Origin of the sequence: Microbulbifer sp. (assembly GCF_036563125.1) — a bacterium.
Lineage (GTDB): Bacteria > Pseudomonadota > Gammaproteobacteria > Pseudomonadales > Cellvibrionaceae > Microbulbifer.
The window spans coordinates 1-3,781 of the sequence record NZ_DATCMV010000023.1; the positions used below are offsets into that span (position 1 = coordinate 1).

Here is a 3,781-nt window from a genome sequence, read left to right on the forward strand (position 1 = left end):
GGCGGTGCCGATGATGGTCCAGGTGACGCCGGCGGTGAGGTACCACTCGATGGTTTTGAGATCGCGGATGCCGCCGCCGATCTGGATCGGGTACTGCGGGAACTGGCGGGCGATGGCGTTGACGGCGTCGCCATTGACGGGATTGCCGGCGAAGGCGCCGTTGAGGTCGACGATATGCAGGCGTTTGGCGCCCTGGTTGAACCAGTGTTCGGCGGTGGCGACGGGATCGTCGGAGAAGACGGTTGCGTCTTCCATTTCGCCCTGGCGCAGGCGCACGCACTCGCCGTCTTTCAGATCAATGGCTGGGATTACGATCATTTTGTTTAACTTCCTGTTGCGAGGTCCTGCTTTATTCAGGTCCTGTGGCGGTGAAGCACCGGGGATAAGTTTTCAGAACCGCTGTGAATACATCCCTGTACGCTGCGTCGGCAACATCCCTGTTGCCGACGCTTCTGAAAACTTATCCCCGGCACTCCCCCTTCGCGTAAAGATTTATGCTTCGTTAGCGCTTGTAGCCTTCGTTCGTTCGTTAGAACGAACCGTTCCAGCTCACGAAATTTTTCAGCAGCTGCAAGCCGGCATCCGCGCTTTTTTCCGGGTGGAATTGGGTGGCAAAAATATTTTCTCGTGCCACCGCAGCGGCGAACTTCACACCGTAGTCGGTCTCGCCGGCGACGGCGTCGTTGTTATCCGACGGCACGTAGTAGCTGTGCACGAAATAAAAACGGCTGCCGTTTTCGATGCCGCTCCACAACGGGTGGTCGATCTTCTGCTGCACCTGGTTCCAGCCCATGTGCGGGACTTTTAATTTTTCGCCGCGGGCGCCAGGTGCTGTCTGTTCATGCAGGTCCTTGCCGAAAAACTTTACCGGCTGCGGGAAGATGCCGAGGCAGTCGATACCACCGTTTTCCTCGCTGTGGGCCATCATGATCTGCATGCCGACGCAGACGCCGAGAATGGGCATGCCGGATTCGATGGATTCGTTCAGCAGGGGTACGAAGCCGGGGCGGATAAAACCTTCGACGCAATCGCGGATGGCACCGACGCCGGGGACTACCAGGCGGTCTGCGCCGTGGGCTTCTTCCGGGGTGGTGGCGAGGACGATTTCATCGCCGGGGGCGACCTTTTGCAGGGCGCTGGCAACCGAATGCAGGTTGCCCATGCCGTAGTCGAGAATGACGATTTTCTGCATGGCCACGCTCTTACAGCACGCCTTTGGTGGAGGGCATGGCGCCTTCCATCCGTGGGTCGGGAGTCAGTGCCATGCGCAAGGCGCGGCCGAAGGCTTTGAATACGGTTTCGATCTGGTGGTGGGCGTTGAAGCCGCGGATGCAGTCGATGTGCAACGTTACCAATGCGTGGTTTACGAAACCCTGAAAGAATTCGTAGAACAGCTCGGTGTCGAAGTTGCCAATGCGCTTCTGGGTGAAGGGCACGTTCATGGTGAGGCCGGGGCGGCCGGAGAAGTCGATGACCACTCGGGACAGGGCTTCGTCCAGGGGTACGTAGGCGTGGCCGTAGCGGGTCATGCCTTTCTTGTCGCCGATGGCCTGGTTGATGGCCTTGCCCAGGGTGATGCCGATGTCTTCCACGGTGTGGTGGTCGTCAATATGCACGTCGCCGTCGCAGGTGATGTCCATGTCGATCATGCCGTGGCGGGCGATCTGGTCCATCATGTGCTCTAGAAAGGGGACACCGGTGTTGAATTTGCCGGTACCTTTGCCGTCGATGTTGACGCTGACCTGGATCTTGGTTTCCAGGGTATCGCGGTTGACGCTGGCGGTGCGCATGAGATCTACATCCTTGAATACGAAGTGGACCCGCCCCTGTGGCCGGCCCTTGAGACAGACGGCGCGAATTATACGCCCAAATGGGATGAAATTTGGCCGATAGTCTCAGATGAAACTTGATTCGTCATTGGGATCAAATATCATACGGCGCATGACTATGTACTCCCGCCACAAGACCCCGGTATGGGTCAGCTTTGTACTGCTGTTCGCGCTGATGCTCGCGCAGCCGGTGCTGGCGGAGCATATTCACATCGATGACCAGTCCCACAAGCTGTGCGACCTGTCCCACAACCACACGCCCGCCCCCGTGGGTAGTGAATTTTCCTTTGTCACCGAAGACCTGGCGCCGCTGTATATCGAACAGCAGGCCCCGGTAGCCCTCGACTGCCAGCCGGAGCGCCAGACCGCCCGCGGCCCGCCCGCCATCCTGTCACTCAGCTAAAAAACCACTTTTTTGCATTTCCGGCACCGGCCTTTCGGTGGCCGCTGCCCGTCCGTGACAGGAATAAACAACAATGTACCGAGTAAATACTCTGGCGCTGGCGATTGCCTGCGCGCTCTCTTCTGCCGTTTCCGCCGAGACTACTGCCGATAAGCGGGACAACCTGGAAGAAGTGAACGTCACCGTTTCCCCCCTGGCCAAGCCCGCCGACGCGGTGGCTGCACCGGTATCCGTTCTCTCCGGCGATGAGCTGCGCAAGTCCGCCGCTGCCACCTTGGGCCAGACCCTCAACAGCCAGCTGGGCGTGGCCAATGCCTCCTTCGGCGGCGGCGTGGGCCTGCCGGTCATCCGCGGCCAGAGTGCCAACCGGGTGAAGGTGCTGAATGACAACCTGGATGTGGCCGACGCCTCCAACACCAGCTCCGACCACGCCGCCAGTATCGAACCGCTGCTGGCCAACAGCATCGAGATCCTGCGCGGCCCGGCGGCCCTGCGCTACGGCAGCGGCGCCATCGGCGGGGTGGTGAATGTGATCGACGGTCGTATCCCGACCCGGGTGCCGGAAGCGATCGAGGGCGCGGTGGAGATGCGCCACGACACCGCCAACAGCCAGGATGCCGGGGTCTTCCGCCTGCAGGGCGGCGCGGGCAGCCTGGCCTGGTACCTGGACGGGGTCTACCGCGACAGCGGCAACACCCAGATCCCCGGCCTCGCCATCCGCGAACACGACGACCACGAGGGAGAGGAAGAGGCCCACGAGGAAGAGTTCAACACCGACGGCTATGTGGGCAACACCAATACCCGCGCCAAGAGCGGCAGCGCCGGCCTGTCCTGGGTGACCGACAGCGGTTTTGTCGGTATGTCGGTCAATCGCCTGGAGAACAACTACGGCATTCCGCTAGGCGCCCACGCGCACCACGAGGAAGAGGAACCCATACCGGGAGAGATACTTGAGTCCGAGGAGCACGACGAGGAAGCCGTGCGCATCGACCTGGCCCAGACCCGCTACGACCTCAAGGGCGAGCACGACTTTGGCGATGACTACTGGGACAAACTCAGCTTCCGCGTCGGTCACAACGATTACGAGCACGTCGAGATCGAGCACGGCGAACCCGGCACCCGCTTTACCAACAAGGCCTGGGAAAGCCGCGTAGAGCTGACCCACGATGACGGCGGCCAGTGGCGCGGCGCCTACGGCCTGCAGCTGTCGCGCAAGGACTTTGCCGCCATCGGTGACGAAGCCTTCATCCGCCCATCCATTACCGACAGCATCGGCGCCTTCACCATGAAGGAGCGCGAGTGGGGCAGCTGGCACCTGGACCTGGGCGCGCGCGTGGAAAATGTGACCATCAATCCGGAATACGGCAACGACAAGGACTTCGACCTGGTCGGCCTGTCCAGCGCCATTCAGTATTTCCTCGCCGAACACCAGCACTTGAGCCTTGGCCTCACCAGTGCCGAGCGTGCACCGGTGGCCGAGGAGCTATTCGCCGACGGCGCCCACCTGGCGGAATCCCGCTACATCATCGGCAGCGAAAGCCTGGACAAG

Annotated in this window: 5 protein-coding genes; 2 read left to right on the plus strand and 3 right to left on the minus strand. The window is 61.2% G+C overall.

Annotated elements, in window-relative coordinates:
• From VIL80_RS01590 to hisB, 3 genes are all read right to left on the minus strand, one after another.
• Window positions 1-318 (minus strand): HisA/HisF-related TIM barrel protein (locus VIL80_RS01590; protein ID WP_332034411.1); only part of this gene is annotated, 318 nt, incomplete at its 3' end.
• 211 nt (window positions 319-529) lie between these two features.
• Complete coding sequence (hisH, locus tag VIL80_RS01595; RefSeq protein ID WP_332034412.1) at window positions 530-1,192, minus strand: imidazole glycerol phosphate synthase subunit HisH; 663 nt, start codon at window positions 1,190-1,192, stop codon at window positions 530-532.
• Window positions 1,193-1,202: 10 nt separating this feature from the next.
• Window positions 1,203-1,790: an imidazoleglycerol-phosphate dehydratase HisB gene (gene hisB, locus VIL80_RS01600; protein WP_332034413.1), complete on the minus strand. Its 588-nt coding sequence runs from the start codon at window positions 1,788-1,790 to the stop codon at window positions 1,203-1,205.
• A gap of 151 nt (window positions 1,791-1,941) precedes the next feature.
• On the opposite strand from hisB, the gene VIL80_RS01605 reads away from it, so the two are divergent.
• Together VIL80_RS01605 and VIL80_RS01610 are read left to right on the plus strand one after the other, a co-directional pair.
• Window positions 1,942-2,232, plus strand: coding sequence for a hypothetical protein (locus VIL80_RS01605; protein WP_332034414.1), 291 nt, complete (start codon window positions 1,942-1,944; stop codon window positions 2,230-2,232).
• 73 nt (window positions 2,233-2,305) lie between these two features.
• The coding region (locus tag VIL80_RS01610) for a TonB-dependent receptor (RefSeq protein WP_332034415.1) at window positions 2,306-3,781 on the plus strand (1,476 nt) is incomplete at its 3' end.